At 65.1% G+C, this 25199-nt stretch carries 26 protein-coding genes; 14 read left to right on the top strand and 12 right to left on the bottom strand.

Translation table 11 applies throughout. The features are described 5' to 3' along the window. Position 1: 1 nt before the first annotated feature. Positions 2 to 670, bottom strand: coding sequence for a response regulator transcription factor (locus N5C28_RS10360; protein ID WP_279822069.1), 669 nt, complete (start codon positions 668 to 670; stop codon positions 2 to 4). A gap of 108 nt (positions 671 to 778) precedes the next feature. On the opposite strand from N5C28_RS10360, the gene N5C28_RS10365 reads away from it, so the two are divergent. From N5C28_RS10365 to N5C28_RS10380, 4 genes are read left to right on the top strand one after another with little or no spacing between them, the layout of a single operon-like run. Further along, positions 779 to 2737 carry an LTA synthase family protein gene (locus N5C28_RS10365; protein WP_279822070.1) on the top strand — a complete coding sequence of 653 codons (1959 nt, stop codon included), beginning with the start codon at positions 779 to 781 and terminating at the stop codon, positions 2735 to 2737. A gap of 9 nt (positions 2738 to 2746) precedes the next feature. Further along, complete coding sequence (locus N5C28_RS10370) at positions 2747 to 3484, top strand: phosphatase PAP2 family protein (protein WP_279822071.1); 738 nt, start codon at positions 2747 to 2749, stop codon at positions 3482 to 3484. A 50-nt stretch (positions 3485 to 3534) separates the two neighbouring features. Beyond that, positions 3535 to 4137: a dual specificity protein phosphatase family protein gene (locus tag N5C28_RS10375; RefSeq protein ID WP_279822072.1), complete on the top strand. Its 603-nt coding sequence runs from the start codon at positions 3535 to 3537 to the stop codon at positions 4135 to 4137. Between the two features lie 4 nt (positions 4138 to 4141). Continuing rightward, on the top strand, positions 4142 to 4504 hold the full coding sequence (locus tag N5C28_RS10380) for a hypothetical protein (protein ID WP_279822073.1): 363 nt from the start codon (positions 4142 to 4144) through the stop codon (positions 4502 to 4504). Between the two features lie 38 nt (positions 4505 to 4542). Here the strand turns inward: N5C28_RS10380 and N5C28_RS10385 are convergent, their stop codons facing one another. After that, positions 4543 to 5880, bottom strand: a complete 1338-nt coding sequence (locus N5C28_RS10385) for an MFS transporter (protein ID WP_279822074.1) — start codon at positions 5878 to 5880, stop codon at positions 4543 to 4545. A gap of 22 nt (positions 5881 to 5902) precedes the next feature. After that, positions 5903 to 6856 carry an SDR family oxidoreductase gene (locus tag N5C28_RS10390; RefSeq protein WP_279822261.1) on the bottom strand — a complete coding sequence of 318 codons (954 nt, stop codon included), beginning with the start codon at positions 6854 to 6856 and terminating at the stop codon, positions 5903 to 5905. Between the two features lie 264 nt (positions 6857 to 7120). Here N5C28_RS10390 and N5C28_RS10395 point away from each other — a divergent pair, with 264 nt between their 5' ends. Beyond that, positions 7121 to 8017, top strand: coding sequence for a LysR family transcriptional regulator (locus tag N5C28_RS10395; RefSeq protein ID WP_279822075.1), 897 nt, complete (start codon positions 7121 to 7123; stop codon positions 8015 to 8017). 240 nt (positions 8018 to 8257) lie between these two features. Beyond that, positions 8258 to 8659 carry a hypothetical protein gene (locus N5C28_RS10400; protein ID WP_279822076.1) on the top strand — a complete coding sequence of 134 codons (402 nt, stop codon included), beginning with the start codon at positions 8258 to 8260 and terminating at the stop codon, positions 8657 to 8659. Positions 8660 to 8669: 10 nt separating this feature from the next. On the opposite strand, the gene N5C28_RS10405 is transcribed toward N5C28_RS10400, so the two are convergent. The 6 genes from N5C28_RS10405 to N5C28_RS10430 form a co-directional block, all read right to left on the bottom strand. Next, positions 8670 to 8990: a hypothetical protein gene (locus tag N5C28_RS10405; protein ID WP_279822077.1), complete on the bottom strand. Its 321-nt coding sequence runs from the start codon at positions 8988 to 8990 to the stop codon at positions 8670 to 8672. A gap of 50 nt (positions 8991 to 9040) precedes the next feature. Beyond that, positions 9041 to 9559, bottom strand: coding sequence for a C40 family peptidase (locus N5C28_RS10410; protein ID WP_279822078.1), 519 nt, complete (start codon positions 9557 to 9559; stop codon positions 9041 to 9043). A gap of 83 nt (positions 9560 to 9642) precedes the next feature. Continuing rightward, entirely contained in the window at positions 9643 to 10251 is a 609-nt protein-coding gene (locus N5C28_RS10415; RefSeq protein WP_279822079.1) for an NlpC/P60 family protein, read from the bottom strand. Positions 10252 to 10305: 54 nt separating this feature from the next. Then, positions 10306 to 11082, bottom strand: coding sequence for an NAD-dependent deacylase (locus N5C28_RS10420; RefSeq protein WP_279822080.1), 777 nt, complete (start codon positions 11080 to 11082; stop codon positions 10306 to 10308). Positions 11083 to 11107: 25 nt separating this feature from the next. Beyond that, positions 11108 to 11779: a DNA-3-methyladenine glycosylase I gene (locus N5C28_RS10425; protein ID WP_279822081.1), complete on the bottom strand. Its 672-nt coding sequence runs from the start codon at positions 11777 to 11779 to the stop codon at positions 11108 to 11110. 161 nt (positions 11780 to 11940) lie between these two features. Further along, the gene (locus tag N5C28_RS10430; RefSeq protein WP_279822082.1) at positions 11941 to 13005 is read right to left on the bottom strand and encodes a 3-deoxy-7-phosphoheptulonate synthase; all 1065 of its coding nucleotides are present in this window, start codon (positions 13003 to 13005) and stop codon (positions 11941 to 11943) included. An 874-nt stretch (positions 13006 to 13879) separates the two neighbouring features. Here N5C28_RS10430 and N5C28_RS10435 point away from each other — a divergent pair. Continuing rightward, positions 13880 to 15448 (top strand): hypothetical protein, encoded by a 1569-nt coding sequence (locus N5C28_RS10435; RefSeq protein ID WP_279822083.1) that lies wholly within the window; start codon positions 13880 to 13882, stop codon positions 15446 to 15448. Then, on the top strand, positions 15448 to 16362 hold the full coding sequence (locus tag N5C28_RS10440; RefSeq protein WP_279822084.1) for a hypothetical protein: 915 nt from the start codon (positions 15448 to 15450) through the stop codon (positions 16360 to 16362). Before N5C28_RS10435 ends, N5C28_RS10440 begins: the two co-directional genes overlap by 1 nt. 271 nt (positions 16363 to 16633) lie before the next feature. On the opposite strand, the gene ttcA is transcribed toward N5C28_RS10440, so the two are convergent. After that, positions 16634 to 17458: a tRNA 2-thiocytidine(32) synthetase TtcA gene (ttcA, locus tag N5C28_RS10445; protein ID WP_279822086.1), complete on the bottom strand. Its 825-nt coding sequence runs from the start codon at positions 17456 to 17458 to the stop codon at positions 16634 to 16636. A 100-nt stretch (positions 17459 to 17558) separates the two neighbouring features. Here ttcA and N5C28_RS10450 point away from each other — a divergent pair, with 100 nt between their 5' ends. The 6 genes from N5C28_RS10450 (at position 17559) to N5C28_RS10475 (ending at position 21722) form a co-directional block, all read left to right on the top strand. Continuing rightward, positions 17559 to 18155, top strand: a complete 597-nt coding sequence (locus tag N5C28_RS10450; RefSeq protein WP_279822087.1) for a DNA-J related domain-containing protein — start codon at positions 17559 to 17561, stop codon at positions 18153 to 18155. Between the two features lie 164 nt (positions 18156 to 18319). Next, complete coding sequence (locus tag N5C28_RS10455; RefSeq protein WP_279822088.1) at positions 18320 to 18919, top strand: Yip1 family protein; 600 nt, start codon at positions 18320 to 18322, stop codon at positions 18917 to 18919. 162 nt (positions 18920 to 19081) lie between these two features. After that, a complete protein-coding gene (locus N5C28_RS10460; RefSeq protein WP_279822089.1) occupies positions 19082 to 19744 on the top strand; it encodes a Yip1 family protein in 663 nt (220 codons plus the stop codon). A 32-nt stretch (positions 19745 to 19776) separates the two neighbouring features. After that, a complete protein-coding gene (locus N5C28_RS10465) occupies positions 19777 to 20301 on the top strand; it encodes a SprT family zinc-dependent metalloprotease (RefSeq protein WP_279822090.1) in 525 nt (174 codons plus the stop codon). 21 nt (positions 20302 to 20322) lie between these two features. After that, the gene (locus N5C28_RS10470) at positions 20323 to 20862 is read left to right on the top strand and encodes a cytochrome b (protein ID WP_279822091.1); all 540 of its coding nucleotides are present in this window, start codon (positions 20323 to 20325) and stop codon (positions 20860 to 20862) included. Positions 20863 to 20987: 125 nt separating this feature from the next. Beyond that, complete coding sequence (locus tag N5C28_RS10475; RefSeq protein ID WP_279822092.1) at positions 20988 to 21722, top strand: trypsin-like peptidase domain-containing protein; 735 nt, start codon at positions 20988 to 20990, stop codon at positions 21720 to 21722. 3 nt (positions 21723 to 21725) lie between these two features. On the opposite strand, the gene N5C28_RS10480 is transcribed toward N5C28_RS10475, so the two are convergent. After that, the gene (locus N5C28_RS10480) at positions 21726 to 22907 is read right to left on the bottom strand and encodes a CaiB/BaiF CoA-transferase family protein (protein WP_279822093.1); all 1182 of its coding nucleotides are present in this window, start codon (positions 22905 to 22907) and stop codon (positions 21726 to 21728) included. Between the two features lie 641 nt (positions 22908 to 23548). After that, positions 23549 to 25186, bottom strand: coding sequence for an AMP-binding protein (locus tag N5C28_RS10485; protein WP_279822094.1), 1638 nt, complete (start codon positions 25184 to 25186; stop codon positions 23549 to 23551). Positions 25187 to 25199 lie beyond the last annotated feature (13 nt).

Consider the following 25199-nt stretch of genomic DNA (forward strand, 5'->3'; position numbering starts at 1 on the left):
TCTACTCGGCGAGACGGTAGCCCACGCCGTGCAACGTATGCAGCAGCGGTGTGGCGAAGGGTTTGTCGAGGGCCTGGCGCAGTTGGTGGATATGACTGCGCAGGCTGTCGCTGTCCGGGCAATCATCGCCCCACAAGGCTTCTTCCAGGACCTCACGGCGCACCACGGCCGGGCTTTTCTGCATGAGCACCGCCAGCAGCTTGAGTCCCAGGGGGTTGAGCTTGAGTGCCTGGCCAGCACGGCTGACATGCAGGGTGTCGAGGTCGTAGACCAGGTCCGCCACCATCAACTGGCGCTTGCGGCTCCCCTGGCTGCGACGCAGGATGGCCTCGATGCGGGCCACCAGCTCGGCCAGGGCGAACGGCTTGACCAGGTAATCATCAGCGCCCGAACGCAATCCTTTCAACCGGTCATCCAGTGCATCGCGCGCCGTCAGCATGAGAATCGGGACTTCACTCTTGCCGTCGTCGCGCAAGCGTTGGCACACCTGGTAACCGTCCATGCCAGGCAACATGATGTCCAGCACGATCAAGTCGTAATGCCCGGTCGTCGCCAGGTGCAGGCCACTGAGTCCGTCCTGGGCACAGTCGACGGTAAACCCCTTGAGCTGCAGGTAGTCGAGCACGTTGGCGAGAATGTCGCGGTTGTCTTCGATGACCAGAATTCGCATCGCTTGATCTCTTGAACCGAGGTTTAACGGTTTTTTCACACCCTGTTGACGCGGGCCTCACAGCCGGCGCGACAGACTGCGGCACGTTCATCCAGCAAGGATCATACGATGCCTCAGTTCCATTATGCCCAGCTTCGTTACCTGTCGATCATCGTACTGGCGTGGCTGGCGGTGTTCTGCCTGACACGCAGCCTGCTGCTGGCCAGCCACCTGGCGGATGCCGATGCCAGCCTTCTGCAACTGGCGGGTGTGTATGCCATCGGCCTGGTCTACGACCTCGGTTTCCTACTCTACGCCTCGGCGCCCCTGGCGTTGTATCTGTTTCTGTGCCCGCCGCGGCTCTGGCGCAGCCGCTGGCACCAACGTGTGCTGCTGGCACTGGTGGCAGTCAGCGTGTTCGTCATGCTGTTCACCGCGGTTGCGGAATGGCTGTTCTGGGATGAATTCGGCGTGCGCTTCAACTTCATCGCCGTGGACTACCTGGTCTACTCCGAGGAGGTAATCAACAACATTCTGGAGTCGTATCCGATCTACCCACTGCTGGCCCTGCTGGCCGTGCTCGCCATCATTGCCGGCGCCGTGCTGCGCAAGCCGGTAACGACGGCCCTGAAGGCACCGTTGCTACCACGCTCGCGGGCCTTCACCAGTGCCGCAACGATGCTGCTCCTGGTCGGTTTGAGCAGCCTGTCGATCGGGCAGGACGCGCTCCGTGGCCTGGGCGGCAACACCTACCAGCGAGAGCTGGCCAGCAATGGTCCGTTCCAGTTCTTCGCGGCCTTTCGCAACAACGAGCTGGACTACCAACAGTTCTACAGCACACTGCCCGAGCAACGCGTCGCCGGACTGCTGCGCGATGAAGTCAGGGAACCCAATGCCCTTTTCATCGGCGCCGATCCGCAGGACATCCGCCGGCAAATCGACAACCCCGGCCAAGCCAGGCGGCTGAATGTCGTGCTGGTGACCATCGAGAGCCTGAGTGCCAAGTACCTGGGCAGTTTCGGCGATACGCGCGGGCTCACGCCCAACCTGGATGAGCTGCGCAAACACAGCCTCGCATTCAGCAACTTCTACGCCACGGGCACGCGCACCGACCGTGGGCTGGAAGCCATCACGCTGTCCATCCCGCCTACCCCCGGGCGCTCGATCGTCAAACGCATCGGCCGTGAAAGTGGCTACGGCAGCCTGGGGCAGCAATTCAACAACCTCGGCTACGACAGCGTGTTTCTCTATGGCGGACGCGGCTACTTCGACAACATGAACGCGTTCTTCGGCGGCAATGGCTACCGCATCGTCGACCAGAGCAGCGTGGCCGAAGCCGACATGATGTTCCAGAACGCCTGGGGCATGGCCGACGAAGACCTTTATGCGCAAACCCTCAAGGTCGCCGACCGCGACTACGCGAGCGGCAAGCCGTTCTTCCTGCAGCTGATGACCACCTCCAACCATCGCCCTTACACCTACCCCGACGGACGCATCGACATCCCCTCGGGCCAGGGACGGGAAGGCGCCGTGAAGTACACCGACTATGCCATCGGCCAGTTCCTGGCGCAGGCGCGTGAGAAGGCCTGGTTCCAGCAGACCCTGTTCGTGTTTGTCGCTGACCACACGGCCGGCAGCGCGGGCAAGGAAGACCTGCCCGTGGCCAATTACCACATCCCATTGTTCATCTATGCCCCGGCCGTGATCACGCCACGCGACTACGCCGATGTCGCCAGCCAGATCGACCTGGCGCCGACCCTGATGGGCCTCCTGAACCTCGACTACACCTCGACGTTCTTCGGCCGCGACGTGCTGCGCGCCGACCGGGCTCCCGGGCGTGCGCTGATCGGCAACTACCAGCATCTGGGGCTGTTCGACGGAGAAAACCTGGCGATCCTCAGCCCGCGTCGGGCCATGCGCCGTCACGATAACGCCCTGGGGCTTAGCCACGAGTCCCCGAGCAGCGTCGATGACCCGCTCGTGCGGCGCGACATTGCCTACTACCAGGGGGCCAGCCATGCCTTTCAACAACGCTTGATCGCCTGGCAGCGAATCGATGCGCCGGCAGAACAGCTCAGCAAGCGTTAGGAGATCGTCATGAGTTCGGCAGTCACTCGCCCCTTCGATTTTCGCCTGGCCTTGGGGGCTCCCCTATGCGCCATGGCGTTGCTCCTGCTGCTCGATCCGAGCGGCCTGGATTTTTACCTCGCGCACCTGTTTTACCAGCCCGGACAAGGGTTCATCGGCCGTCACAGCTTCTGGCTCGAAGACATTCTGCACGACCGTGCAAAGCAGGCACTGATTGCCGTGGGCATCATGGCCATCGTCGGTTTTGCCCTCAGCCTGCTGCACCGTGGAGGGCGGGCGTGGCGTCGTCCGTTGGGGTACCTGGTGCTGTCGCTGGCTCTATCGACCAGCATCGTGACGCCGTTGAAGGCCGTTACCGGCATGCATTGCCCATGGAGCCTGAGTGAGTTCGGCGGCACCGAGACCTTCACGCCCCTGCTCGGCGAGCGAGCGCCCGGCGAAAAAGCCGGTCGGTGCTGGCCGGGTGGCCATGCCTCGGCCGGGTTTTCCCTGATCGCACTGTTCTTCGTCCTGCGCGACAGGTACCCACGCCTGGCACGCGTTGCCCTGGCCATAGCGCTGGGACTGGGTGCGGTGTTTTCGCTGGGGCGCATGATGCAAGGCGCCCATTTTTTCTCGCACAACCTGTGGACGCTACTACTCGACTGGACGATCTGCGCGCTCAATTACCGCTGGTTGCTGTATCGCTCACAACCACTCACGCAGGCAACACCGGGAACGGCGCTACTAAACGGGGGGCAAGCCTGATGCCTTCGGTCCTGCCTTCCTGGCCGCGTTATTGTGCGTTGCTCCTGCTCATGATCACGCCCCTGGTCTGGGGCAGCACTGCCATGCAGCGGGAGACACGCCCGACGGCCTGGGCAACGCCAGTGGACAAGCAGTTGAACCTCTACCGCATGGACACCGGGCTCTACCGCAGCGCGTTGCCGGACACCGTGGCCGTTCCCGTCTTGCGGAGACTGGGCATCAAGACTGTCATCAATCTGTATCAGCGCAGTGATTCCAGTTGGATGCATGACCCAGGCGTACGACTGGTGCATCTACCCCTGCACATCGACCGTATCGACGACAGCGACGTACTCGACGTGCTGCGCAGCCTGCGGCATGCCCAGGCGCAAGGCCCCGTGCTGATTCACTGCAAGCATGGACAGCATCGTACCGGCCTGATCGCGGCGCTCTATCGGGTGGTCTACCAAGACTGGAGCAAAGAGCAGGCCCTGGCGGAAATGCGCCTTGGTGGATTTGGCGGCGAACAACGCCTGGACGACGCCGAGGCGTATCTACGCCGGGTAGACGTAGACGCCCTGCGCGAAGCGCTCGCCTCGGGAGACTGCAGCACCCACGCCTGGGACCTGTGCCACATCGGCAGCTGGCTGAGCGACGCATTGCGCTGGAGGTAATGCCATGACCCATAGCCTTTCCATGATCAGGCGAGTGCTCTGGTGCTGTACCGCCCTATGGGTGGTGGGTTGCCAGAGCACACGCGAACAGATGCTGTCTGAAGGTTACCCTGCACCCTTCATCGATGGTTATGAGTCAGGCTGTGGCAGTGGCCGGCAGGCCGCCGGCGCCCTCGACGAATTCCGCAAGGATGTCCCCCGCTACCTGCAACAACCGGAATATGCTGCCGGGTGGGATGACGGCTTTCGACAATGCAAAGCCGCCATGGAAAACGATATCGAACGCGATTGGCACCCCTCCAGCCGCGATGAAGAGTGGCGCGAGCATGTCGACCGGACCCTGTCCAGGGCGCTGCGCAAGCGCTGAGCAAGCCATACCCGAGACGTCACGGGCATGACACCTCGCTAGCGCCCGGCGAGGGCCGTTGACGGCGCGGCATCGGCCGTCTCGCTGCCCCGTTTGCTCAGGCGGTCGGCCTGCTGCCCCAGGTACCAGCCCAGCACGCCCCAGACCAGGGCGCACACCGCCCCGGTGATCGCCACCAGCACCGCGCCCTGGCCGAGCAGGTCCAGCCCGCTCTTGACCCAGCCGCTGACGGCATCGCCAGCCCGGTAGACCACGGTGTCGATGAAGTTCTTCGCCTTGTACTTGCTTTCCGCGTCCAGCGGGGCGAAGAGCATTTCCCGGCCCGGGCGGACGAAGGCGTACTCGCCGATGCGCCGCACGATCATCAGCGCCGCCAGCATGGCGAAGGTCGGCGCCAGGGCCAGCCCGATGAAGCCCACGCACACCAGGATCGGCACGATCGCCAGCAGCATGCGCACCCCCAGTTTCTGGGCCACGCGCCCGGTGATGAACACCTGCGACAGCAAGGCCCCGGCCTGCACGATGACGTCGATGGTGCCGAACACCCGGATCTGCGCATCGCGGTCGGGAAAATGCTCGGCCACCAGCCGTGCCTGCTCGAAGTAGAGGAAGGTGGTCACCGCGGCCAGCAGCACCACGAAACCGGCGATGGCCAGCAGGTAAGGCGAGCGCAGTACACGGGTCAGACCACTGAAGGGGTTGCCCTCCACCGGCTTGCGCGTGCTCTCGCTGAGCGGCGCGCCCGGTCGCCCGGCACCGCCGAGCTCGCGCCAGCGCATCAGCGGCGTCTTCAGTGCCAGGGCGATCCCCAGCAGTATGCCGGCCAGCACCACCAGCCCGGCTTCGCCGATCACCCCGACCAGCAATGCGCTGAGGGCCGGGCCTACCAGGCCGCCGACACTGGCGCCGGCGGCGATGAAGGCGAACAACCGCTTGGCCTGGCGCCCGTCGAAGACGTCGGCCATCAGGCTCCAGGCCACCGACACCACGAACAGGTTGTAGACCGAGATCCACACGTAGAACACCCGCGCCAGCCAGACGCTGTCTTCCAGCACCAGGAACAGCCAGGCGAAGGCCAGCAGGTTGAGACCGAACAAGCCGTACACCCAGTCCACGAAATGCAGGCGCGGCACCCTGGAACTGAGCCAGGCGAACAGCGGCACGGCCACCAGCATCACCAGGAAGGTGGCGGTGAACAGCCATTGCAGGTTCTCCACCCCGGCCATGATGCCCATCGACTCGCGGATGGGCCGCAGCATGAAATAACCGCTGAACAGGCAGAAGAACAGGGCGAACCCCGCGAGCGCGGGGGTCAGCTCGTGGCGTTCGGCGTTGATGGCGGCGCCGAGGCGCCGCGTCAGGTTTGCTGAGAGCATGATCAGGCTCCTGGGCCGGGGCTCACTGGAAGCGAACGCCAGTCAGCTGTTCGCTGAGGGTCCACAGCCGTGCAGCAGCTTCGGTGTCCTGCGCCGCAGCCGGCACGGTCGCCAGGCCGAGCGGCCCGCGCTTCTCTTCATCACCGATGGGCCCGTAGTAGGCGCCGCCCTGGGCTTCGGCGGCGGTGGCGGCGTACAACGTCGGTAAGGCGCCCTGGGCGGCGGAGTGATACTGCTCGCGGTCCTCGGCCCACTGGCGGCCGAATTCGCTGTCCAGGCCTGGGCCGCGCTTGATCAGCTCGGTCACGGCCACGCCCGGGTGGGCGGCGATGCTCTGGATGCCCCAGCCGGCGGCGTCACTGCGGCGCTGCAGCTCGAAGGCCAGCATCAAGCCGGCCAGCTTGGACTGGGCGTAGGCGGCATAGGGGTTGTAGGCCTGCTCGTACTGCAGGTCATCGAAGTTGATGCTGCCACGCAGCACGGCGATGCTGGCCAGGGTCACCACGCGCGGCGCCTCGCTCTTGCGCAGCAATGGCATGAGCTGAGCAGTCAGGGCGAAGTGGCCAAGGTAATTGGTCGCCAGCTGCGCCTCGAAGCCATCGGCCGACGTCTGGCGCTGCGGCGGCGCCATGATCGCCGCGTTGTTGATCAGGCCATCGAGACGCGGCAGCGTGGTGCTCAGGCGCTCCGTCAGGGCGCGGACCGAGGCCAGGTTGGCCAGGTCCACGGCTTCGAACTGCACCCGGGCCTGGGGCACCTCTTCACGAATGCGGGCGATGGCCTCTTCACCGCGCTCGGGGTTACGGGCCGCGATCACCACCTGGGCACCGGCAGCCGCCAGGGCTTTGGCATCCTCAAACCCCATGCCGCTGGTGCCACCGGTGATCAGGAAAATCCGGTCGGTCTGTGCCGGCATGTCCGAAAGGCTCCAGTCCGGCTTGGGCTTGGTCAGCGGCTGGGCCACGGCGCTGCCCATTTCCAGCAGGCCACCGAGGGCCAGGCTCAGGGCCATGACGCCGTTGCGGCACGCCGCGCGAAAGCTGTTCAGGGGTTCTGTTCGTGCGTTCATCGTTGCTTCCTCCGTATGGGACCTGACGAAGCACCGGCACCACGACCGGCGCGGCAATTCGTCGACGCAACCATTGTTGAGGCGCTGGTTAACCGTGATAAGCCGGATAAAAATGGACGTCTTGTACGGTGAGCCGTACAGTCGAGCATCGCCAAACCGGAGCCAGCCGCCATGCGCCAACCCAACCTCAGCGACGTCGCCCTGTTCGCCGCCGTGGTCGAAGCGGGAGGCTTTCGCGTGGCGGCGCAGAAACGCGGCATGTCGGCCTCGTCGCTCAGCGACTGCATTCGCCGCCTGGAAAGCGACCTGGGCATACGCCTGCTCAATCGCACCACCCGCAGTGTGTTTCCCACGGAAATGGGTGCCCGCCTGCTGGAACGGCTGCGCCCTGCCCTCGACGAGATCGACGCGGCCTTCAACGACCTGGACGACAACACCCAGCGCCCGGTGGGCACCCTGCGCCTCAACGTGCCGGTGCCGGTGGCCCGTTTCGTCCTGCCGACGCTGATTCCCCCCTTTCTCGAGCGCTACCCGGGGGTGACCGTGGAAGTGGCGATGGACAACACCTTCATCGACGTCATCGCCGCCGGTTTCGACGCCGGGGTGCGCTATGAGGAAAGCCTGGCCAAGGACATGATCGCGGTGCCCATCGGTCCGCGCCGCCAGCGCTTCATCGCCACGGCCTCCCCGGCCTACCTGGCGGCCCACGGCACGCCGCAGCATCCTCGGGACCTGGTGGCACACCGGATGATCGGCCACCGTTTCGAGAGCGGCAAACTGGGTGTCTGGGAGATGGAGAAGGACGGGGTCACCGTTCGCGTGCCGCCTAAGGGGCCACTGTTCTCCTCCTCCCAGGACCTGGAAGTCGGCGCAGCGGTAGGCGGCGTGGGGATCATCTACACCTTCGAGGAGTACCTGCGGCCGCTGATCGAGCAAGGCAAGCTGCTGCCGGTGCTGGAAGACTGGTGGCAGGCGTTCGACGGCCCCTACCTCTACTACAACGACCGGCGCAACGTGCCCTCGCCGCTGCGGGCGTTCGTGGATTTTCTGAAGGAGCAGACGGTTTGAGCCCAGCAGGTGCGCAGCTTGTGTAGGAGCGGCTGGGCGTCATTCCGATTGCCCGCGCGCTCGACGGTCTGTGGCTTGGCGATGATCCCCGTTGTGGCCCAAAAGCAAAAAGCTCGCGGGCAAGCCCGCTCCTACAGGCAAGCGCCCAGTTCGAACAGGAACCCCGCGAGACTCGAAGATCGGCAATTATTTTCCCGACGGTACTCGCGAGCGCGGCGCTTATCGTTATGATCGGGAGCGATGACAGCCCCCTTGCCCCTCCGCGCCCCCTGCCCGCCTGGTGCCTGCACCTGTGACCGCGAGCGCCTGCTGGAAACCCCCGGCACGGACCTGCGCATCCTGCTGCTGACCCGCCAGGAAGAAAAGCGCCTGCTCGACCGCCTGGAAAACCTCGCCAGCCTCGACGACCTGCGCCACATGCAGCGGCGGCTCTACGACAACCTCGGCGTGCGCCTGGAGATCGCCCCCGGCTTCAACGAGGTGCGCACCATGCGCGGCATCGCCATCGAGATCGACGAACTGCCCGGCATGTGCCGCAAGACCCGGCAGTCCATTCCCGCTGCCATTCGCCGGGGTCTGGAAAAGAACCCGCAGATCGCCTACAGCCTGCTCAACGCCCACGACCTGCTGCACGACGCCTGAACCGGCACCTTCAGTGCCGTGGCGTGAACCCCGGTGGCTTGCTCGCCAGCCATTCGACGAAGGTCACCAGACGCGGATCGGCCAGCAACGCCTCGCGGCTGTTGTAGGTCAGGGCCAGTTCCTTTTCCGTGAACAACCGGTGAATCTGGTTGTGGCAGGCGCGGCACACCCACAGGGTGGCGGTGATGCGCTCGCTCTTGGCGTAGCGCTTCTGCACGTAGGGTTTGTCGTGCAGCGCCTTGGGGATCAGGTGATGACGGGTCAGGGGCAACTGGCGGGCACACAGCTCGCAGGCATCGGGCTGTGGCGGCAAGCGGATCGGTTCGGGCATGCATCACACCGAAATCGGACGGAGGCTCAAGGGCGGCGTGGCGGCGCGCCTCAGGGGTTGCGCGCCAGCTCCGGGCTGAACACCCGCCGGGCGTCCAGGTAGGTCTTCTGCCAGTAGCTGTTGCTCAGGCTGTCCAGGCGCACCGTACCACCGCTGGACGGTGCATGGACGAAACGCCCGTCGCCGACATAGATACCGGCATGGCTGACCTGTCGCCCGCCATTGGTGGCGAAGAACACCAGGTCACCGCTCTGCAGCGCGTTGCGACTCACCGCCGGCACCCGCATGGCGCTCAGTTCCCGGGTGGAACGCGGCAGGCTGATACCCGCCGCATCGCGGTACACGTAGCCGATCAGGCCGCTGCAATCGAAACCGCCATCCGGTGTGTTGCCACCATAGCGATACGGCGTGCCGACCAGGCCCAGGGCGCGAAACAGCACGTCTTCGGCATTGCCATGGGAGGCACCGATGGGGGCATGAACGACAGGTTGGGGGGCGGGAGGGCTGCCGGCGCATGCAGTGAGCAAGGCGGCGAGGAGCAACAGGGCAACACGAGTCGTTGCGGGCATAAGCGCGGCAATCCAAAGCCTGAATGCGCTCTACTCTGCCGTCTGCAAGGCAGCAGCGCAACCCTTGCGGTTGCGCTTTTCGGTTACGGCTGGCGAGCGAGCTGTTCGGTGGACGCCATCGCCAGGACGCGCTTGGCCTCGATGAAGGTGCGGTTCCAGTAGCGATCTTCCAGGCTGTCGACCCGCACACCGCCGCTGCGGCTGCTGGAGGAATGGATGAAACGGTCATCGCCCAGGTAGATGCCGGCATGGCTGACGCGGCCGCGGCCGTTGGTACTGAAGAACACCAGATCGCCCGGCTCGAGGTCGGAACGCTTCACCAGCGGGGCATCGATGTTGATCATGTCGCGGGTCGAACGCGGCAGCTGCAGGCCGATTTCTTCCTTGAACAGGTAACCGATGAAGCCGCTGCAGTCGAAACCGGATTTCACCGAACTGCCGCCGAAGCGGTAACGAGTGCCCACCAGCGACAAGCCGTGGGACAGGATGCTGTCGGCCAGTTCGGGCAGTTTGTAGGCTTTATCGTCGGAGAAGTCGCCCAGGGCCGCTTCTTCGAAAGGCGCAACGGGTTCTTCTACCGTGGAAACGGGACGCTCGGGAGCGCTCATCTGAGGCTGCGGAGCATGGCTGGCACAGGCGGCCAGCAACACTGTGAGTGCTAAAGGCACGAGGGGTGCGAAGCGTTTGAGCATGGGCACGACCGTGTCGGAAATCTGACAAGGGTGCGACTATGCCTTCTATAAGCCTCATTTGCAAATTCTATGGCTCGAAATGTGACCCAGTAGTTCCGGCAGCACATCTAAGGCCCGTCCCTGCACATTCACCTCCACCGCGTCGCTCAGGTCGGTGCGCGTCGGATTGATCTGCGCCGTGAACCCGCCCGCCTGGCGCGTACGCAGCACCGGCTCGACGATGTACGGGAAGCTGGCGCTGGTGCCCACCGCGATCACCACGTCGAAGCCCTTGCGCAATTCTGCATAGAGGCTGTCGATGGCCGCCTCCGGCAGCATTTCCTCGAACAGCACCACCGGCGGCCGCAACACGCCGCCGCAGGCCCTGCACAGCGGCGGCAACGGCCGCTCCAGGTGCTCGGCCAATTGTGGGTCGACCGCCCCGCAGGACTGGCAGTACAGCGGCGCCAGCTCGCCATGGATCTCTATCAGCCGCTCGGGCGGGCTGCCGGCGGCGCGGTGGTAACCGTCGATGTTCTGCGTCAGCACCCAGCACTGCGGCTTGAGCCGCTGCAGTTCGGCAATCGCCCGGTGCCCCGCGTTGGCCTGCGCCCCCAGACACGCCCGGCCAAGTTCGGCCAGGTACTTCCAGCACAGCGCGGGGTCACGTTGCAGCATCGGCCCGGACAGCGCCGCCTCGATCGGCAAGCCTTCGGCGGTATGGCCGTTGTACAGCCCGCCCAGCCCGCGATAAGTCGGCAGGCCGGAATCGGCGGACAACCCGGCCCCGGTAATGAACAGAATCCGCTCGGCCTGGAGGATGGCCTGGGCGATGCGCTCGATCGGTTGCATGGCTGCGCCTCCTGGTGTCGTGGTGTTAGTGATTGACGGTGTACGCCAGCATCATTGACAGCTGGCACAGCGGCCGGCCGCTCTCTTCGCGCCACTGGTTGAACGCTGCCTGCACCGCTGCGCGCTCCTTGAGGCTGGTCGGCACCTTGTCGACGATGCCCTGGGCCTTGAGCGCCGCCACCATGTCGTCGCTGGGGATGAAGGTGTCCTTGCCGATCATCCGCAGGAAGCGCGGCGCCGACAGCCCGCCCAGTTGGCTGCCGTGCTTGGCCAGGTACTTCCACAGGCCGACGATATCGGTCACCGGCCAGTCGGCGATCAGCGCGCCGAAACTGCCCTTCTCCTGGCGCACGTCGAGCACGAACTGGGCGTTGCGCGGCACGCTCTTGAGCTTGCCCAGGTGGCGGATGATCCGCGCGTCCTGCATCAGGTTTTCCAGGCGCTCGGCGCCCATCAGCACGACCTTTTCCGGGTCGAAGCCGAAGAACACCTGCTCGAAAGCCGGCCACTTGGCATCCACCAGGCTGTGCTTGAGGCCAGCACGGAAGACCCGCAGGCTGATCATCGACAGGTAGCGGTCGTCACTGATCGCGCGCAGCGCCTCGTCCGGCAGTGCCTCGGGCAGGCGGGCCTCCAGGGCCGCCGCCGAGCCGAAGCGGTTGAGGCAGTATTCGTGCAGCCACTTGTAATCACGCATCAAACGAACCTTTCAACAAACGGATGACGAAGCCTGCACGCAGTCAGCACCCCAGTTCAAGTTCTGTAGGCGCCCCGCCCCTGGACGAAAGCTTCGCCTGACGACATTCCCCGCGAGGCACGGCTCCTACACAGCAAAGCGCCGCGCCCCCCCCGTCGCCCTCACCCACGCAGCCGCTCGGCCGCGTGGCGCAGCGTCGCTTCGGTGCCGCTCCAGCCCAGGCAGCCGTCGGTGATCGACACGCCGTAGCGCAGCTCGCCACCCAGCGCCTGGCAGCCGTCGAACAGGTGGCTCTCCAGCATCACCCCGCGCAGGCTGGTATCACCGGCCAGGCGTTGGTCGATCACACTTTCCAGCACCGCCGGCTGGCGCAGCGGGTCCTTGCCACTGTTGGCGTGGCTGCAATCGACCAGGATGCGCGGCGCGATGCCCTGGCGCTGCAGCGCTTCGCGCGCGGCCAGAACGCTGGCGGCGTCATGGTTCGGCGCGCCATGGCCGCCCCGCAGCACCAGGTGGGTGTCCGGGTTGCCGGCGGTGTGCAGCAGCGCCGGGTGGCCCAGGTCGTCGATGCCGAAGTGCTGGTGCGGGTGCGCCGCCGACCGCATGGCGTCGCAGGCAATGCCGACGCTGCCGTCGGTGCCGTTCTTGAAGCCGACCGGTAGGTCCAGGCCGCTCACCATCTCGCGGTGCACTTGCGATTCGCTGGTGCGCGCGCCGATGGCCGCCCAGCCGAGCAGGTCGTCGAAGTAGCCGGCGGCCATCGGCTGCAGCAACTCGCTGGCCAGCGGCAGGCCCCGGGCGAGAATCTCCAGCATCAAGTGCCGCGACAGGCGCAGCCCCTCGGCCATGTCGCCGCTGCCGTCCAGGTGCGGGTCGTACAGCAGGCCCTTCCAGCCGACGGTGGTGCGCGGTTTTTCCACGTAGGCGCGCATCACCAGCAGCAGTTGGTCATCGACCTGCGGTGCCAGCTCGGCCAGGCGTTCGGCGTATTCGAGGACGGCCGTGCGGTCGTGCAGGGAACAGGGGCCGACCACCACCAGCAGGCGCGAATCGTGGCCATCGAGTACGGCACGAATGGCGTCGCGGTCGGCGGCGATGCGCTCGGCGAGTTCGGTAGGCAATGGCAGGCGCTGACGCAGAACGGCGGGGCTGGGCAGCGGCTGGGCGCTGCGGCGGGTGATGGAAGTAACGGTCGGAGCAAGTTGAGCGGAGACGGATGCGTTCATGATCTGGCGGTTCCTTGGCCGGCGCGGTCGATGCCGCGGCGGCGCTATCGTGGTGTTCGTTGTAGGGGTATCAGGGCGGCGGTGACGCTGGTAAATCGCCAGTCATTGCGGGTGTTGCGGTAATAGGTCTGGTAACGGTTCATCTGTGGTTCCTCGATGTGCATGGCCTTTTTGTGGCCGGAAAAAACAAAACCCCCGATCGGGTTGCCGACCGGGGGTTTTGGGGAAAACGTCTCTGGTGGCGACCCTGGTTGTCAGGCCGCCTGTGGGGTATCAGGCGTGCCTGTGGCTAAACCAATACCCAAAGAAGTAATAGGCTGCCGCCACGATCGCCTGCGCACGGACCAACGCAGCGCGCGAGGCACCGGCGTGGAGCGAGGACAGAAGGTTGTGGCTGGCAGGCATGGAATTCTCCGAAACAGTGGCCGAACCATACCCCAGCCATTCGCGAGCCGGCAAGCGGGCCGTCACAAAATAAGCGCAGGCCCCGTAGGGTGGATGCCGCTCTTCACATCCACCGAGCCCCGACGCACGCCCCTGTAGGAGCGGACTTGTCCGCGAGCCCGGCGATTGGTGCCCGGCATCGATCCCCGAAGAGCTCGCGGGCAAGCCCGCTCCTACGAAAGGCCAGGCTCACGGCCTGAAGTCCATGGGTGGTGGATCGGTGAAGCGTGATCCACCCTACCCGATGACCGCTATCGCATAGGGTGGATGTCACTTTTTACATCCACCGTGCCCCTGCGCCCCTCCTATCGCGAATCGCCTGAACAGGCGACACAGAGCGTCTCGAGGCCGCTGACACGCCATCGAAGCAGTGGACAAGCCGGTGGGAGAGTGATTATCGTCCGAATACTGGCACTTTGAGACTAATCCAATGCATACCCACAAGGATGAGCTGGTCATCGAGATCGACGACCAGATTGAGCTGCTGATCAGGGACATAAACGCCGCCCCCAACGCAAAGCAGCAGACGGCCTTCATCGACAACTTTCAGCACATGCTGATCGACCAGTTGATGGGCCCCTTCGGCTTGACCCGCGCGATGTTCGAGGACCGCGACGGCGGTGCCATCACCAGCCTGCACAATTTCGAAAAAGGCGTGGTCGCCAATGATGCCGATGCCGAGCGCCATGAAAACTGGCAGCGGGCCAAGAGCGAAAAATTCGAGCGTACCGATTACAACGACCGCCTCGATGAACTGCACGACGACATGAAAAGTGCAGACGGCAAGTACTACGACGCCTACAAGCAGCCGGGCAGCGAAATCCCCGTGGGGCCGCGGGCCGACGCGCGGGATCATGTGATCAGCGCCAGCGAGATCGAACGCTCCGCCCGAGGACACCTCGCCCAGACCCGGGAAGAACGCGTGGAGACGGCCACCCAGGACGCCAACATCGTGCTGACGGCCTTCAACATGAATTCGTCCAAAGGCGAAACCGACCTGCTGGAGTGGGCCGCCAAGCCCAGCACCGCAGACCCGAGCAAGACCAACGCCGAATACTACGAACTCGACCCGCAGGCCGTTCAGCAGGTTTACGCCACGGCCAGAAAAGCCGTGGATGGCGATCAGAAAAAAGCCGTGTTCATCAAGCAGGGCCAGGAGTTTCTGATCGAAGGCGGCAAGGCCGCCGGCAAGCTGGCCCTGCGCCAGATTCTCGGCCTGCTGCTCAAAGATCTCGTACAGGACCTGGTGCAGGATGTGCGGCACCTGGTTCGCGTGGGTTTCAACGGCGCGGCCTCGCTGCTGGACATGGTCAAGGCGCGTATCGAGGCCACGCTCCAGCGGATTCGCGACAAGTGGGCCGAATACCTCAAGGAAGGCGCCAGTGCCGGGATCAGCGGCTTCGTCTCGACCCTGCTGACGCTGATCATCAACTCCTTCGTGACCACCGCCAAGAACCTGGTCGGCATCATCCGCGAAGCGGTGCTGTCGATCGTTCGGGCGATCAAGATGATCGTCGCTCCGCCCCCCCATGTGGCGCCAGGCGACATCGCCTTCGAGGTGATGAAGATTCTCTCTGCCTCGATCACCCTGTGCCTGGGCATGGCGCTGGAAGAAGTGATCCGCAAGGCGCTGGAGACGGTACCACTGCTGCTGCCCTTCGCCGCGACCCTGGCTCCGGTCATCACCGGCATCATCACCGGCACCCTGACCCTCTTCACCGTACTGGCCTTCGATCGCCTGAAGGACTTCCTCGCCTTCCGCAACAAACAGCTGGCCGATGTCCACCGCGGTCAGACCATCGGGTTTCTGAAGATCAAGCAGACCGTGCTGATGCTGGACGACGCCTACCAACACATCATCATTACCACCGAGACACTGCGTACCCAGTTCGCCCTGGACTGGGAAGAGGTCAAGGAAGCCAAACAGACGACCCAGCGTCGTCTCAACGACTATCGCCAGTCCGTGAACAGCCTGGACGATCTACTGGAGCAGTTTTAATGAGCGTGAACGAACTCGTTCAGGTCGAGAGCAAGAGCCCGGCCGTGGTGGCCTCCGATCTGCTGAGTGTCATCAAGGACATCGAACTCAGCATCGAGGACAGCAGCCGGCAGGTCAGCCGTATCGAGAACCGCGGGCTGTTCAAGCGCGCCTTCTCCAGCTCGCACAGCGACCTGGTGGACATTTCCAGGTCGCAGAACAAGATCAACGAAATGATGCTGGGGCTGATCCAGGAGATCATCACCCTCAACACCATGAGCTATTCCTTCCTCGCCGCAGTCATCGGCGAACTGGAACAGCGCGCCAAGACCGGCTGGCTGGACAGCGAGGGGCGCTTCCAGGAGCTGTCGGAAACCGGCCAGCAGTTCGCCGACCGCGCCCACGACATCTTCAGCAAGATTCTCGACGGGTCCAAGTCGACCCAGACCAAGATCGAGGTCAATCAGCAGAATATTGAACAGCTACAGCTGCAGTTCTCCGCAAAAGCGCAGGTGGTGATTCGCAACAGCGAGGCCATCGACGACATCAGGTCGACCCTGAGCACCAAGGCCGAGCTGATGGCAAGAAGCCGCGAGGACATCGGCCAGATCCAGTCGGTGCTGCAGGCCAAGGCCGAGCGCCTGTCGGGCATCGACAAGGCCCTGGAGCAGAAACGCTCAATCGTCGAACAGCAGGACCGCGCGATCAAGGCACTGGTCGAGGAACTTCAGGAGAACAATCGCCTGGACATCGCGCGGGAACAAGCCATGGCCGCCCTGCAGCAGGAAGTGCGTGGCCTCACGGAGCGTCTGAGCGCCCTTGACGCCTCGACGATCACCCAACAGGGCAAGACGAAAATGGTCCTCGGTGTGTTGTCCGGTGCGGTGCTCGCCAGCGTCATTGCCACTGTACTGAACGTATTCGGGCTGATCTGACCACCTGCCGACCTTGTAGGGTGGATGTCGCTCCTTACATCCACCTTGATCTTGCGGCACACCCTGTAGGAGCGGACTTGTCCGCGAGCCCGACGGGCTGTGCCTGGCAGCAATTCCGGCGGTGTGACAAAAAGCTCGCGGGCAAGCCCGTTCCTACGAAACGCCAGGCTCACGGCCTGAAGTCCATGGGTGTTGGCCACTATCCCGTAGGGTGGATGTCGCTCTTTACATCCACCGGGCCTTTACGGGCTCCCAGGGAATACGGTGCGGTTTACAGGTTCATCACATCAAGAAAGCGCGGGGTGGCGCTGTCGTCGATGCGCAGGCTCTTGAAGTCGAACAGGTCGCGGTCGGCCAGTTGCGAGGGCACCACGTTCTGCAGGGCGCGGAACATGATTTCGGTGCGGCCCGGGGTCTTGCGCTCCCATTCCTGCAGCATGTCCTTGACCACCTGGCGCTGCAGGTTTTCCTGGGAGCCGCACAGGTTGCACGGGATGATCGGGAATTCCTTCATCACGCTGTAGGCCTCGATATCGGCCTCGTTGCAGTACGCCAGCGGGCGGATCACCACGTTGCGGCCGTCGTCGGCCAGCAGCTTGGGCGGCATGGCCTTGAGGGTGCCGCCGTAGAACATGTTGAGGAAGAAGGTTTCCAGGATGTCGTCGCGGTGGTGCCCCAGGGCCATCTTGGTCGCGCCGATCTCGTCGGCGAAGGTGTACAGCGTGCCCCGGCGCAGGCGCGAGCACAGCGAGCAGGTGGTCTTGCCTTCCGGGATCTTCTCCTTGACCACCGAGTAGGTGTCCTTCTCGACGATGTGGTACTGCACGCCGATGGACTCCAGATAGGCCGGCAGCACGTGCTCGGGGAAACCCGGCTGCTTCTGGTCCATGTTCACCGCGACGATCTCGAACTTGATCGGCGCGACTTTCTGCAGGTGCAGCAGGACGTCGAGCATGGTGTAGCTGTCCTTGCCGCCGGAGAGGCAGACCATGACCTTGTCGCCGTCTTCGATCATGTTGTAGTCGGCGATGGCTTCGCCGGCCTGGCGACGCAGGCGTTTTTGCAGTTTGTTCTGGTTGACCGAGAGGGTGCCCATGGTGCGCTGGAATCCGGAGTCAGGAGGCTGAAACGCGACATTTTACGCAGAAAGCCCGGTGCGCCCTACCCCCGTTTGCGTGAAATGGTAGGCTCCGCCGATGAACGACGATCTCGACCCCAGCCTCGACCTCTGCGACCAGGTGCTGCTGCTGTTGCGCGCCGCCCCGGAAGGCCTGGCCGAACACCGGCTGATCCAGGCGCTCAAGAGCCGCCACAGCACCCACATCCCCAACCTGCCGCTGACCGACAAGCTGGTGCTGTTTCGCACCCATTTCCTGCTGTTCAACGCTCTCTACACCCTGCGCGACCGCCTCTTGCAGGACGGCAGCGCGCTGCTGCAGATCAGCCCGCTGTGCATCCGCCTCGCGCCCTACGAAGCCGGTAGCGCCGGCCTCAGCGAGCATGACCCGCTGCGCGACTACTACCTGGACCTGAGTCACCTCAACGGCACCGATGAGCAGGACGTGAACGAGCTGCTGGCCAGTTTCTGGACGCGCATGCAGGGCGGCGAGGAGAAACAGGCCGCCCTGGCCCTGTTCGAACTCGACGACAGCCAGCAGCCCCTCGACCTGGCGGCGATCAAGCACCGCTACCGGCAACTGGTCAGCCAGCACCACCCGGACCGCGGCGGCAGCACCACGCGCCTGCAGTCGATCAACAAGGCCATGGAAATACTGGCTCGCTATTACCGCTGAGCCTGAGAGTCCAATTTGCTCTAAAGCCACGGCCTGCGCGACCTCCAGCCCATGCCTATACTGCGACATACGGTCGCAGCGATTCGGCCAGGCACCCGGTGACGCCATCACGCACCGGGCGTTGCGCTGGGGGGCGATCGCCATAACAAGAGGAGGTGTCTGGCATGATCCACCACGTTTGGGGGCTGTTCACCCATCCCGATCAGGAATGGCAAGAAATCCGTGGCGAAGAAGAAAGCATCAGCCACATGTATCTCACCCACGTGCTGATCCTGGCGGCTATTCCCGCCGTATCGGCCTTCATCGGCACCACCCAGGTGGGCTGGGCGATCGGCGATCGAACACCGGTCATGCTCACCGAATCCAGCGCGATGCAGATGACCATCATGTCCTACCTGGCGATGCTCGCCGGCGTGGCGGTCATGGGCGCCTTCATCCACTGGATGGCCCGTACCTACGATGCCAGCCCGAACCTGACCCAGTGCGTCGTGTTCGCCGCCTACACTGCCACCCCGCTGTTCATCGGCGGCCTCGCGGCGCTCTACCCGCACCTGTGGCTGGCCATGGCCGTGGGCACGGTGGCGATCTGTTACACGGTCTACCTGCTCTACGTGGGCATCCCCACGTTCATGAACATTCCCGAAGACGAAGGCTTCATGTTCTCCAGCTCGGTCCTGGCCGTGGGCCTGGTGGTGCTGGTGGCCATGATCGCCACCTCGGTGATCCTCTGGGGCCTTGGGGTCGGCCCGGTGTACACCAGCTGAGGCATTCACGTTTCGCTCGACAGGCCGCCTTCGGGCGGCCTTTTCATGGGCGGCTCCGCCCCGGAGCATGATTTGGGTTGAACCACTGGCAAGAATGGCTGCCCCAAAACTGTAGGACGGCAGCGGAACAGCCGCGCCGGCGACAGACAGCTGGAGCCCCCCATGTACGCCAATTTCTACACCCTGATCACCCGCCCCGACCGTGCCTGGACCGCCATTCGCCAGGACGAGGAACGCAACAGCGCGAACTACCTGCCCTACCTGCTGCTGTTCGCCCTGCTCCCCGCCATCTGCCTGTTCGTCGGCACCCACTGGGTGGGCTGGAGCCTGGTCGATGACGAGCGTGTTCGCCTGGAAATGGGCAGCGCCCTGCAACTGAGTGTGTTGCTGTATTTTTCAATCCTGATCGGCACCGTGGTCATGGGTTTCTTCCTGCGCTACATGTCGCGCACCTTCGAAGCCCGGCCCACCCTGAACCAGTGCATCGGGTTCATCGCCTACACCTGCACCCCCTTCTTCATCGCCGGCCTGGCGGGCCTGTATCCGTCCCGCTGGCTGGCCATCGTGGTGCTCGGCATCGCCTGTATTCACGCGACTTACCTGCTTTACGTGGGCCTGCCGCGCTTCATGCGCATCGGCAACAACCAGGGTTTTCTCTACGCCTCGTCGATGTGGGCGGTAGCCCTGCTGGCCCTGGTCACCATCCTGGTCAGCATGATCCTTTTCTGGACCTATTACCTGCAGCCGGAGTACGACCGCAACGTGACCCAGGACCAGGGTTACAGTACCCGCGAAGAGCGCGCACTGGGCCCCAGCCGCGAGTGACGGCTGCACCGGGGGCGGCGGTTGCGGCATAATTGGCCCTTCGCAACCGCCAGCACCCAACGATGCCCGAACAGCTACACGCCCGTGTCGAAGCCTGCTACCAGCAGGCAGAAGCCTTCTTCAAGCAGCCCTTCGTCCGTCCCGAAGTCTGCTTCAAGCTGCGCGGCCAGAAAGCCGGCGTGGCCCACCTGACGGAAAACAAGCTGCGCTTCAACCTGCAGCTGTACCGGGAAAACCAGGACGACTTCCTCAAGCAGACCGTGGCCCACGAAGTCGCCCACCTGGTCGCCCACCACTTGTTCGGCCCGCGCATCCAGCCCCACGGCGAGGAATGGCAGCTGATCATGCGCGGCGTCTACGAGCTGCCACCCCACCGCTGCCACAGCTACGACGTCAAGCGCCGCACCGTCAGCCGCTTTATCTACCGCTGTGTCTGCCCCCAGGGCGAATACCCCTTTTCCGCTCAACGCCACGCCCTGGTCGCCAAGGGCCGCCGCTATTACTGCCGGCGCTGCAAGGTGACCCTGAGCTTCACCGGCGAACACCGCCTCGAATAACCGTGACCTGAGAACCGATAAATGCCTGAACCGCTGTTGAAACCCGACACCCCGCAACGCTACGGCACCGTGAGCCGAATCCTGCACTGGGGCATGGCCCTGGGCTTCGCCTGGATGTTCGCCACCACCCTGACCACCTATTTCTTTGAAGAATCGGCGCTGGACGAGCTGCTGTGGCCGACCCACAAGTCCGTGGGCGCCCTGATGATGCTGCTCCTGCTGGTACGCGGTGCCTGGGGCCTGCTCAACGCCCGCCGCAGGCCGGCCTCCACCAGCCTGATCGCCCACCTCGGGCACCTGGCGCTGTACGCCGTGATGTTCGCCGTGCCGTTCATCGGCCTGCTGCGTCAGTTCGGCTCGGGCCGTGCCTTCGCGCCGTTCGGCATCCCCCTCATGCCGGGCTTCGAAGGTGGTGCGATCAAATGGATGACCGACCTGGGCGGCAACTTCCACGGCCTGCTCGGCTGGACCCTGCTGGCCCTGACCGTGGGCCACATCGCCGCCGCCCTGTGGCACCGCCGTAGCGCCGAGACCAACGTCATCCCACGCATGTTCGGCTGACCATCCGCCGCTGGCCGCACGCCCCTGTGCGGCCAGCGGGCAACACCGCCGTGCAACCCCACTAGACTCCCACTGTCATACCCCATGCCGTCACCCGCGACGCGCACCGACAGCAGGGCCCCGCCATGATCGAACCCATTCTGCTCAGCGCCGCCCGCCTCTCGACCTTCAAGGCGGATCAATTGCTGACCAACGCCAGCAGTTTCTTCTTCGAGCGCGACCAGCGCCTGTTCCTGGTCACCAGCCGCCACGTGATGATCGACGTGCCGAGCGAGCATTTCCCTGACCGCATCGAAATCGAGCTGCACACCGACGCGGGCAACATGGCGCAATCCATCGGCTTTTCGGTACCGCTCTACCGGGACGGCAAGAGCCTGTGGCGCCAGGGCAGCGACAGCAGTGGCGAGGTCGATGTGGCGGTGATCGAGCTGGAACGTGCCGCCTTGCCGACGACCCTGGCCTACCAGGCCTTCACTCCGGAGCACCTGCTGCCCTGCCTGAAACAGGTGGAAGTCGGCAGCCCGCTGCTGATCGTGGGCTTCCCCCTGGGCTTTCACGACACCCTGCACCACATGCCGGTGGTGCGCCAGGCGGTCATCGCCTCCTCGTTCGGCCTGCGCTTCCAGGGCCAGGGCTACTTCCTCACCGATGCCCGCACCCACCGAGGCACCAGCGGCGCTCCGGTGGTGATGCGGGCGCCGGCCAGCCACCCGGGCCAGACCGACGCCCTGCCCTGGGTGCTGCTGGGCGTGCACTCGGCGCGCCTGGACGTCGGCACCCGCGACCTGCAGCAGGACGAGGCCCTGGGCCTGAACTGCGCCTGGTACGCCGACGTGCTGATGCCGCTTACCGAGGGCTGAACCTCAGGCGATCACCTTGCGCGCCCGCAGCTCGGCCAGCTGCTGCGCCGAATAGCCCAGCGCTGTCAGCACCTCGTCGGTGTGCTCACCCAGGGCCGCCCCCACGTGCCGGGGTGCCGGCAACCCCGACGAGAACTTGATCGGGCAGGCCAGTTGCCGCTGCGGGGTACCACCGGCACGGGGCACCTCGACCACCAGCTCGCGGGCCTGGAGCTGGGGATGCTCGACCGCCTCGGACAGCGGCAACATCGGCTCGACACAGGCATCCAGCGCAGCGAACACCTCCGCCCACTGCGCCGCGTCGCGCTTCTCGAATTCGATCTCGATCTCGCGCTTGAGCGCCTGCTGGTCCTCAGGGCGCTGGGACAGGCCGCGGGCCGCCAGTTCGGGCCGGCCTATGGCGGCGCAGAACTGCTGCATGAACTGCGGTTCCAGGCTGCCCACCGAGAACCAGCGGCCGTCACGGGTACGGTAGTAGTCGTAGAAGCTGCCGCCGTTGAGCGCCTGGTTTTCCATGGCCGGCTCGACCCCGGCCGCCAGGTAGCCGGCCCCCGCCATGCCGTGCAGGCTGAAGGCGCAGTCGGTCATGCTGATGTCGACATGCTGCCCTTCACCGGTGGCCTGGCGCTGGATCACCGCGGCCAACAGGCCCATGGCGCCATGCAGCGAGCCGCCGCCCAGGTCGGCCAGTTGCACGCCCAGGGGCAGCGGCCCGGACTCGCGGCGCCCGGTGTAGCTGGCGATACCGGCCAGGGCCAGGTAGTTGATGTCGTGGCCGGCGCGGTCGCGGTACGGGCCGGTCTGGCCATAGCCGGTGATCGACACGTAGATCAGCCGCGGGTTGATCGCCTTCAGCGCCTCGTAGCCGACACCGAGCTTGTCCATCACCCCCGGGCGGAACTGCTCCAGGACGATGTCGTACTCCTCGACCAGTTGCTTGACCATCGCCACCGCCTCAGCCTGCTTCAGGTCCAGGGCGATGCTGCGCTTGTTGCGATTGAGGTAGGCATGGCTGGCCGACACCCCGCCGTCATGGGGCGGCAGCACCCGCACCAGGTCCAGGCGGGTGGGCGACTCGACCCGCAGCACATCCGCGCCCATGTCCGCCAGCAACAGCGAGGCAAACGGCCCCGGCAACAGGGTAGAGAAATCGAGGATCTTCAACGACGACAACGGGCCTTTCATTCCTACTCCTTGCACCATTCGACGGCTCGATGCCGCCCGGTAATTCACGACCTGATCGTACCCACGCTCTGCGTGGGCACGCCTCCCGGGACGTTCCGCGTCCCCCAACTCACTCAGCGGCGCCCCTCTCTCCCGAGGCCACCTGATCCACCGGGGCATCGACGCAGAGCGTCGAGGGCGGCATTCCCACGCGGAGCGTGGGAACGATCAGTGGTCGCCCGCAACCTACTCCGCTCGTACCCACGCTCTGCGTGGGCACGCCTCCGGGACGCTCCGCGTCCCCAACTCACTCAGCGGCGCCTCTCTCTCCCGGGGCCACCTGATCCACCGCGGCATCGACGCGGAGCGTCGAGGGCTGCATTCCCACGCGGAGCGTGGGCACGATCAGTGGGCGCCCGCAACCTGCTCCGCTCGTACCCACGCTCTGCGTGGGCACGCCTCCCGGGACGCTCCGCGTCCCCCACTCACTCAGCGGCGCCCCTCTCTCCCGCGGCCACCTGATCCACCGCGGCATCGACGCGGAGCGTGGAGGGCTGCATTCCCACGCGGAGCGTGGGAACGATCAGTGGTCGCCCGCAACCTACTCCGCGCGTACCCACGCGCTGCGTGAGTACGTGTCCCCAACCGCTCAACCTGCTACTTCACTGCCAATACACCGGCTGGCCCCGCTCCAGCTTGCCGAGTTCGTCGGCAAACTTCGCTTCCAGCACGTTGCGGCGGATTTTCATGGTCGGGGTCATGCAGCCGTTGTCCACGGTCCAGGCGTCGCGCACCAGCAGGAAATGGCTGATCTGCTCATGGGGCAGCAACGTGGCGTTGAGTTGTTGCCGGGTGGCCTCCAGTTCCTCGGCGAGGCGCTCGCGGTTCTGCTCGCGGGCCGCCGGGGTCAGTTCGATCAGGGCCAGGGGCTGGTCGAGGTTGCTGCCCATCAGGCAGACCTGCTCGACCCACAGGTTCTTGGCGATCTCCACCTCGATGGGCACCGGCGCCACATACTTGCCCTTGCTGGTCTTGAACAGGTCTTTGACCCGCCCGGTGATCTTCAGGTAGCCGTCGGCGTCCACGTGCCCCTGGTCACCGGTGTGCAGCCAGCCGTCACGCAGCACCTCCGCGCTCTTCTCCGGGTCCAGGTAGTAGCCCTGCATCAGGGTATCGCTGCGAAAGAGGATTTCGCCGGTGTCGTCGATGCGCAGCTGGTTGCCCGGCATGGGCCGCCCCACGCTGCCGAAGCGCACCTGGCCAGGGCGGTTGAAGGTGCCGTAGGCGAAGTTCTCGGTCATGCCGTAGCCCTCGCAGATTGTCAGACCGATGCGCTCGTACCAGAGCAGCAAGGCCGGCGGGATGGCCGCCGCGCCGCTGACCAGGATGCGCGCCCGGTCCAGCCCCAGGCCTTGGCGGATCTTGCGCGCCACCAGCGACCCCAGCAGCGGGATGCGCAACAGACGCTCCAGCTTGGCCTGGGGCAGCTTCTCCAGCACGCCTTGCTGGAAGCGCGTCCACAACCGGGGCACCGAGAAGAACACAGTGGGTCGCACGTGCTTGAGGTCGGCGGCGAAGGTCTCCAGGGACTCGGCAAAGGCCACCCGCGCGCCGCTGAACAATGCGTTCATCTGCACCAGGAAACGCTCGGCGGCGTGGGACAGCGGCAGGTAGGAAAAATACTGGTCCTGGGGACTGATGTGCAGCGCCTGCAAGGCCTGGCTGGCGGCGTAGGCGAAGGCCCGGGGCGTGAGCATCACGCCCTTGGGCTGGCCGGTGGTACCCGAGGTGTAGAGGATGCTCAGCAGCTCGTCCGGGGTCTGGCTGTGCGCCGTTTGTAGCGGCCCGTGTTCGGCCAGCAGCGCCGCCCAGTGGTGATCGGCCGGCAGCGTCGGGTACGGCATGGCGATGCGCACCACACCGGCAGGAATGCCCTCGGCCAGGCGCTCCGGCTCGTCGAGCTTGCCGAGGAAGATCGCCTTGCACTGCGAATGGCGCAGCACGTAGTCGATGCTCTCGGCGGTCTGCAGCGGGTACAGCGGCACGCTGACCAGGCCGGCAAGCATGATCGCCAGGTCGGCGATGAACCACTCGGCGCAGTTCTTGGCCAGCAGCGCGACCCGGTCCCCCGGCTCGCAGCCCAGCGAGCGCAACGCGGTGGCCAGGCACCGGGCCTGGTGATCGACGGTTCTCCAGCTGAACTCATGCCACTGCCCGTTCACCGGCTGGCTCAGCCAGACCGCATCCGGGCGCTTCCCTACCCAGAACGCCAGGCGTTCCAGGGGCAGTTGATCGATCATCGGCAAGCCCTCG

The organism is Pseudomonas sp. GD03944 (assembly GCF_029839275.1).
Classification (GTDB): Bacteria; Pseudomonadota; Gammaproteobacteria; order Pseudomonadales; family Pseudomonadaceae; genus Aquipseudomonas.

Bases quoted from the DNA above. Each gene is read 5' to 3' on its own strand.
- N5C28_RS10470 (WP_279822091.1), top strand. From the start codon at position 20,323: ATGCCTGAACCGCTGTTGAAACCCGACACCCCGCAACGCTACGGCACC.
- N5C28_RS10455 (WP_279822088.1), top strand. From the start codon at position 18,320: ATGATCCACCACGTTTGGGGGCTGTTCACCCATCCCGATCAGGAATGG.
- N5C28_RS10440 (WP_279822084.1), top strand. From the start codon at position 15,448: ATGAGCGTGAACGAACTCGTTCAGGTCGAGAGCAAGAGCCCGGCCGTG.
- N5C28_RS10475 (WP_279822092.1), top strand. From the start codon at position 20,988: ATGATCGAACCCATTCTGCTCAGCGCCGCCCGCCTCTCGACCTTCAAG.
- N5C28_RS10430 (WP_279822082.1), bottom strand. From the start codon at position 13,005: ATGAACGCATCCGTCTCCGCTCAACTTGCTCCGACCGTTACTTCCATC.
- N5C28_RS10450 (WP_279822087.1), top strand. From the start codon at position 17,559: ATGAACGACGATCTCGACCCCAGCCTCGACCTCTGCGACCAGGTGCTG.
- N5C28_RS10375 (WP_279822072.1), top strand. From the start codon at position 3,535: ATGATCACGCCCCTGGTCTGGGGCAGCACTGCCATGCAGCGGGAGACA.
- N5C28_RS10425 (WP_279822081.1), bottom strand. From the start codon at position 11,779: ATGCGTGATTACAAGTGGCTGCACGAATACTGCCTCAACCGCTTCGGC.
- N5C28_RS10485 (WP_279822094.1), bottom strand. From the start codon at position 25,186: ATGATCGATCAACTGCCCCTGGAACGCCTGGCGTTCTGGGTAGGGAAG.
- N5C28_RS10415 (WP_279822079.1), bottom strand. From the start codon at position 10,251: ATGCTCAAACGCTTCGCACCCCTCGTGCCTTTAGCACTCACAGTGTTG.
- N5C28_RS10385 (WP_279822074.1), bottom strand. From the start codon at position 5,880: ATGCTCTCAGCAAACCTGACGCGGCGCCTCGGCGCCGCCATCAACGCC.
- N5C28_RS10405 (WP_279822077.1), bottom strand. From the start codon at position 8,990: ATGCCCGAACCGATCCGCTTGCCGCCACAGCCCGATGCCTGCGAGCTG.
- N5C28_RS10400 (WP_279822076.1), top strand. From the start codon at position 8,258: ATGACAGCCCCCTTGCCCCTCCGCGCCCCCTGCCCGCCTGGTGCCTGC.
- N5C28_RS10480 (WP_279822093.1), bottom strand. From the start codon at position 22,907: ATGAAAGGCCCGTTGTCGTCGTTGAAGATCCTCGATTTCTCTACCCTG.
- N5C28_RS10435 (WP_279822083.1), top strand. From the start codon at position 13,880: ATGCATACCCACAAGGATGAGCTGGTCATCGAGATCGACGACCAGATT.
- N5C28_RS10410 (WP_279822078.1), bottom strand. From the start codon at position 9,559: ATGCCCGCAACGACTCGTGTTGCCCTGTTGCTCCTCGCCGCCTTGCTC.
- N5C28_RS10390 (WP_279822261.1), bottom strand. From the start codon at position 6,856: ATGGGCAGCGCCGTGGCCCAGCCGCTGACCAAGCCCAAGCCGGACTGG.
- N5C28_RS10380 (WP_279822073.1), top strand. From the start codon at position 4,142: ATGACCCATAGCCTTTCCATGATCAGGCGAGTGCTCTGGTGCTGTACC.
- N5C28_RS10370 (WP_279822071.1), top strand. From the start codon at position 2,747: ATGAGTTCGGCAGTCACTCGCCCCTTCGATTTTCGCCTGGCCTTGGGG.
- N5C28_RS10365 (WP_279822070.1), top strand. From the start codon at position 779: ATGCCTCAGTTCCATTATGCCCAGCTTCGTTACCTGTCGATCATCGTA.
- N5C28_RS10360 (WP_279822069.1), bottom strand. From the start codon at position 670: ATGCGAATTCTGGTCATCGAAGACAACCGCGACATTCTCGCCAACGTG.
- N5C28_RS10460 (WP_279822089.1), top strand. From the start codon at position 19,082: ATGTACGCCAATTTCTACACCCTGATCACCCGCCCCGACCGTGCCTGG.
- ttcA (WP_279822086.1), bottom strand. From the start codon at position 17,458: ATGGGCACCCTCTCGGTCAACCAGAACAAACTGCAAAAACGCCTGCGT.
- N5C28_RS10395 (WP_279822075.1), top strand. From the start codon at position 7,121: ATGCGCCAACCCAACCTCAGCGACGTCGCCCTGTTCGCCGCCGTGGTC.
- N5C28_RS10420 (WP_279822080.1), bottom strand. From the start codon at position 11,082: ATGCAACCGATCGAGCGCATCGCCCAGGCCATCCTCCAGGCCGAGCGG.